Origin of the sequence: uncultured Microbulbifer sp. (assembly GCF_913055755.1) — a bacterium.
Classification (GTDB): Bacteria; Pseudomonadota; Gammaproteobacteria; order Pseudomonadales; family Cellvibrionaceae; genus Microbulbifer.
This window is the reverse complement of record NZ_CAJXKH010000143.1, coordinates 1-5905: the sequence shown is the minus strand read 5'-3', so window position 1 is coordinate 5905 and position 5905 is coordinate 1. Positions and strand designations below refer to the sequence as shown.

Genomic DNA, 5905 nt, shown 5'->3' with positions numbered 1-5905 from the left:
TCGAAATCTTTGTACTTGAGGCTGGCATCGGCGTCGATGAGTCCCGCCCGCGGTGCCGACTGGTACTGGAAAAACAGCCCCATGATATTGGCGCCGAGGCCGAGTGACAGGCAGTCGTTGATCTTCCAGCTGAGGGAGGGGATCAGGCTCATCCCCAGTAGGTCCACATCCTGTACGAAGCGGCGGCCTTTCCATTCGTCGCGATAATCGAGTCCCGAGCCGAAATTGCCCGCCATGGCAAAGCCCCAGCCCAGGTTGTCGCTGAGCCTGCCAGCGGCGAATGCGCCGGCGCCCGGAAACCACTCCAGCGGATTGCCGCCGTCGTTACCGGGCACATTGGAATTCCTGTCATCAGTGAATTCGACATCGCCATAAAGCAACTGTGCCGCCGCCCGGACATCAATATTGTCACGCCAAACGGTGCCGGCGGGGTTGGTGAAAGCGGTTGCCGCATCCTCTGGCATGGCCGCCCAACCGGCACTGGCGGTGCCGTTGGTGGGAGTGCCTATTTGCCACAACATAATGCCGCCGGCGTGGGCTGAGGTTGCGCCGACGGTAGAGATAACCATTGGCAGAAGTTTCAATACGTGACGCAAGGATTTCATTTCCAGGTCCCTCGGAAGGCAGATCCGCTACTGTGGCTGGGAAAAAGCGTTGCTGATACTGGTGCCCTTCCCATTGCGGGTTACTTGGATTTGGGGAAGAGCATCACCCAGTTCAGGCGAAAGCCCCAGTCCTGCGCGCCGGTATCTGGGCTTTCTGCGTAGTAACGGGGACCTGCCTGAATCTGGTAGGTCTGCTTGCCGACCGTGAACACTTTGGCGACGAGGAAATGCACCGGTACGTTCCACTGCTCCGCCTCCCAGTCATAGGTGGATTCGGTCTGCAGGGTAAAAGTCCAGGAGTTGGGGGTGTTGTAGGCCAGGAAAGGCTGTACAAAGGTACTGTCTACATCGGTGCGGCTGTCCTTGCCCGCGAACGACCAGATGTGGTTGGCGAGTGCGCCAATGGTCCAGGGGCCGCTTTGCTTCAGTACCACACCCGTTGGCCCGGCACCCCATTTTTCCGTGCCCAGAAGTGGCTCGGTGCCTGTGGGCAACAGAAATACCGGACCCACCCCCCAGGTGACGCCGCCGGCAGTGGTTTCTTTGGGAGAGAAAAACAGGCTCTGTACGGTGTCACCCAGGCCGGTCTGGTCGCCGCTGCCAGGAAAGATTTCTTCCTGGCTCATGACCGGGAGAATGGTGCGGCTGATCAAGTTCCATTTTTCGTTCAGGCCAATGGGAATCACCGGCTGGATATTCAGCGTGTAGCGACGCCCCCCTTCGGTCGGGCCGACCCGGTTATCCCAGTTGTTCTGGAAGGGTACGCTGATCAGGTCGGCAACCGGATTACTGAGTTTTTTGGCCAGATCGGCATCGGCCCACAAAGGCGCACTGAACAGTGCAACAACGAAAAATGCGGCGAAATTGCGATACATCATATTCACCAAATTGAGGGAAAACTTGAAACGACTTTCCTCAGTCTAGATGTGAACCTGTTGCCCGGTGCTACCTCGTCGTCAGTATCCTCCCGGAAATGCGCAGTTTACTTTTCTTCACAGTGATTCAGGCGAATGGCCGCGGAAATGTGAAAAAAAAGGCGACACGTTGGCAATGTGTCGCCTTTCTTACGAAGGATTTTGTCGTTACTTGCTGGCGAAGGCCAGTGCCACGGTACCCGGGCCAAGGTTGATGCCACCGGAGAGGCTCATTACCGAGCGATAGAGTTTTACCTTGTGTTCTGCGGCCAGGGTTTGCAGCTCGCGGAAACCGGGTGTTTTTTCCAGATCCTGCAGCGGGCCGGCAATGCTCACCATTACCGCGGGCATCAACAGTTGGCCGGCGCGGATTTTCTCCGCGGCGATATCAAACAGTCGGCGGTTGCAGCTGTCGTACTCTTTTACGGTATCGGCAACGGTGGAACCTTCATAGGTCATCGAAATGATCGGGTGCAGGTTGAGGGATTTCGCCATAAATGCCTTGAGCCAGCTCACGCTTTTTTCATTTTTCTGCCGTCCCCGTTCTCGCAGGTAGTAGACATCCTTGATGGCGGCGTAGCCGACGATCTTGCGCCCGAATTCCTCGGCGCGGGATTTGATCTGTGCACCGGACAGGCCCTTCTGGATCAGTGACAGGGTATACAGCGCCAGCAATCCCTGGCCGGAAAACAGGGTGTGGGAATCCACCGCGTGAATCTGCACGTCATCCGTGCCCAGCTTGCGCGCAACCGCTTCGGCGTTGGCATAGGTCGGGCTGTTGGCAGCGTTGATGGTCTGCACCACGATGTCCTTGTGCCCCTTCGCCAGCAACTTGTTCAGCACCTGCTCGATCGTGTCTTCGTCGGCAGGGCCGGAGCTGACCTGGCGGGAGCGGTCTACCAGGGACAGGGAATAGAAGTGGGACATCTGCGCGGGATTGCGCTGGTCGCCAAACTGGTCTTTGCCCACGGTAACGCTGTGGGGCAGTACCGGGATGGCATATTTGCGCAGGAATTCATCGGGAAGGTCGCAACCGGAATCGACGACTAACTGAACCATGGGATACCTCTAGTTATACGGTCCGCTGTCGGAGACGGGACATCTTCGAGCAAGTCGCCAAATTTAGCACTTTGCGTCCGGAGGGCCCAGTCGTGAACAATTGGTCACTAGAGGTTATCGTTGACCGTGTGGTCGGGGAGAAAAAAGCCGCAGTGCGGGTGCACTGCGGTAAAGAGCTCCGGGATGACGGAACACTAATCGGAGAGCGTTGCCTGCCTGCGCACCTGATCGCGTACGAACGCCACCAGTGATTGTGACCCCTGCCGGACTTCCACCGGTGCGGGAATGGGGAGCAGTAACCACTCCACCGACCACTGCAGAATTTCGCCCGTTTCAAGGGGCTGGGCGGCACTCTGGACCTCCAGTTCGAGGAAGGGCAGTTCGCCGCTGAGGTACAGTTCGATGTCTCCCTCTCCGCTGGCCACGGCCTGTTGTGCCACCGGCGGATATACCTTGAGATACAGCATCCGGTCGACCGCATAGGCCAGCCAGCCTTCGCGACCATTGGCCACCACCTTGCCCTCTACCAGCTTGTCGCTGGCGGACATCGGCAGCCACAGCATGCTGTCGTCATCGAGATGGAAGTCCATTTCCCCGCGCACCGTCTTTACCGTATTCGGCGCGACCGGTGCAAAGGCGATACCGCGCTTCTGCACCCGGGTAATTTCCCAGGCCGCGACTTCCGCAAAGGGCTTTTCCGCGAGGATGCGGTAGTCGATACGCGCGCGATTTTCCCCCTGCAGGGCGATGGCCTTGGCCACTCGCGCGCCCGCACCTGCCTCGCTTTCCAGCGCGACGAAGTTCTGTCCCAGGCCCTGTACCTGGTAGGGGGCGGTATCGTGTTCGACGATCGGCGGCCAGTTCCACAGGCTCTGTGGCGACAGCCAGAAGGTGGAGCCGAAACTGTTGGCGCCGGGATCAGACAGGGCCAGTAAATCGCGGTCTCCCAGGCGCATTTCGGTGATGCGGCCGCCGTAGTGCGGATCGACCGACAGGCTCAGTTCACCCTGCTGCAGGCGGATCGGCAGCTCGGCCAGGGGTTGCGCAGTAACCAGTGCCGCGAGTAGCGAAAGCACAAATCCGTACGGTTTCCTGAACATCTGATCAGCCCTCACAACGTACATCAGCCTGCGCAGCGGCGCCGGGTACAAACTTGATGTTGGCCACAGACAGGGTCAGCGCGCCTTCGCTGCGCAGGTACAGACCGCTGGACACCTGGCTGAAGTCGGCGCCCGCCTTGGCAAAGCATTGCAGGTCGATGGAAATTTCAGACCAGTCTCCCGCGGGGAGTTGCGCCAGTGGTTGTTGCAGTGGCAGCTCGCCGTTGCAGTCGTGTGCGGCGCAGCGGATGCCGGCAAATACCGGCGCAGCGGGCGTCTGCTCGATGCGTACGTCCATAGTCAGTGCCGAGCCTTCGGCCAGGTAGCGGCTGAGATCCTGGGGCTTCCGGGTCTGCAGCGCGACGCTGCCCGCACGCAGGCCCTTCCAGGTAATCTTGCGCGCGTCTTCCTGGGACAGCATATCGATGGAGGCGACGGTGATATTGTCGTCGGCGGAAGACGCCAGGTTGCCGCTGACCCACAGGGGGTCGTCGCTGTCGTCGATAAACAGCTTCCAGGGCGCACGGGGGCGGGACACCATCAGCCACGCGTCTTCCAGTTCGCCGTCCACGTAGGACTCGCCATCTTCATTCAGGTTGCCGGCGATCTGTTTGCGGTCGTCGTAGCCGAGGCCATAGCCGTAGGCGAACAGCGGATCGTATTCCCGGTCGTTGCGATTGATCACCGTCTGGTGCACCAGGCCCGGCCAGCTGAACGAGAGGCGGCCGGTGAAGTCGTACTGGCGGTTGCCCTCGGCATCGGTGAGGATTACATCGGCCACGCCGGCGCCTTCGGAACCCGGCAGCCACGCGGCGACAAAGGCGTCGGACAGGTTGATTTCCTTGTTGACCCACAGCGGGCGGCCGGAGAGGAAAATACTTACCACCGGGATATTCTGCGCCTTGAGTTTTTGCAGCAGTGCCTGGTCATCCTTGCTGCCCAGCTGGAACTCGATACTGGCCAGGTCGCCGTGCCATTCCGCGTAGGGCTCTTCACCGAATACCACGATGGCGACATCCGGCTTCTCTCCATTGAACGCCTCGGCCGCGAGCTCGCCGTCTTCACTCAACACTACCCGGCCGCCGGCGGCGTCCACCGCCTGCTTGATGCCGGTGTAAATGGAGGTGGCACCGGGAAAGTCTTCCGCGGTATTGCCGGTGCCCTGCCAGGAAATGGTCCAGCCACCGCTCTGTTTGGAAATGTTGTCGGCACCGTCGCCGGCCACCAGGATATTCTTGCGCGCATCCACCGGCAGCAGCTGGTCGTTGTTTTTCAGCAGCACCAGGGATTTGCGCACCGCTTCGCGGGCGATGGCGCGGTGTTCGGGACTGCCGAGGATGCCGGACTTGCCCGCCAGCGGGCGGTCGCGCTCGAACAGGCCGGCGCGGATCTTGACCCGCAGGATGCGGCTGACGGCGTCGTCGATCCGGCTTATGGGGATCTCGCCGTTTTGCACCTGGGCAATGGTGTTCTTGAGCAGGGCCTTCCACTCGGCAGTGATCATGAACATGTCGAGGCCGGCGTTGACCGCCTGGGCGCAGCTGTCGACGGTACAGCCTTCCACAAAACGGTGGCCGTTCCAGTCGCCCACCACAAAGCCGTCAAAGCCGAGACGCTCTTTCAGTACGTCGGTCAACAGGTATTTGTGGCCGTGCAGGCGCTTGCCGTTCCAGCTGTTGAAGGACGCCATCACGGTCTGTACACCGGATTCCAGCGCGGTGAAATAACCGGCGGCGTGGATTTCAGCCAGTTCCTTTTCGCTGACCTGGGTGTCGCCGCGGTCGATGCCGCGTGTGGTACCGCCGTCGCCGACAAAGTGCTTGGCGGCGGAAACGAGATGGCGGCCATCGAGAAATTCTTCGCTGCGCTTTTCACCCTGAATGCCCTTGATCATCTCGCGCGCATAGTCGGCGACGATTGCCGGGTCTTCGGAGTAACTTTCAAAGGTGCGTCCCCAGCGGTCGTCGCGCACCACCGCGATGGTGGGGGCGAAGGTCCAGTCCACACCGGTCACTGCCACTTCGCGGGCGGTGGCCTCGCCGATGCGGCGGATGAGTTCCGGGTCGCGCGTAGCACCCAGACCAATGTTATGGGGGAACAGGGTCGCGCCGATTACGTTGTTGTGTCCGTGTACGGCGTCCGAACCCCAGATGATGGGGATGGCGACACCGCCGTCGGAGGTGTCCATGGAGGCGGCAAAGTAGTCGTCCGCCAGCTGTCGCCAGTC

5 protein-coding genes are annotated in these 5905 nt (G+C 60.5%); all 5 read right to left on the bottom strand.

All coding sequences use genetic code 11. The features are described 5' to 3' along the window. Positions 1–521, bottom strand: a 521-nt coding sequence (locus QZ511_RS16125) for an outer membrane protein transport protein (RefSeq protein ID WP_295804006.1), incomplete at its 3' end; no start/stop codon positions are given. Positions 522–685: 164 nt separating this feature from the next. Continuing rightward, entirely contained in the window at positions 686–1480 is a 795-nt protein-coding gene (locus QZ511_RS16120) for a transporter (RefSeq protein ID WP_295804004.1), read from the bottom strand. A gap of 207 nt (positions 1481–1687) precedes the next feature. Next, positions 1688–2578, bottom strand: a complete 891-nt coding sequence (locus QZ511_RS16115; RefSeq protein ID WP_295804001.1) for a DegV family protein — start codon at positions 2576–2578, stop codon at positions 1688–1690. A gap of 194 nt (positions 2579–2772) precedes the next feature. Then, positions 2773–3678, bottom strand: a complete 906-nt coding sequence (locus tag QZ511_RS16110; protein WP_295803998.1) for a hypothetical protein — start codon at positions 3676–3678, stop codon at positions 2773–2775. A 4-nt stretch (positions 3679–3682) separates the two neighbouring features. Beyond that, a partial coding sequence (locus QZ511_RS16105; RefSeq protein ID WP_295803996.1) for an exo 1,3/1,4-beta-D-glucan glucohydrolase occupies positions 3683–5905 on the bottom strand: 2223 nt, incomplete at its 5' end.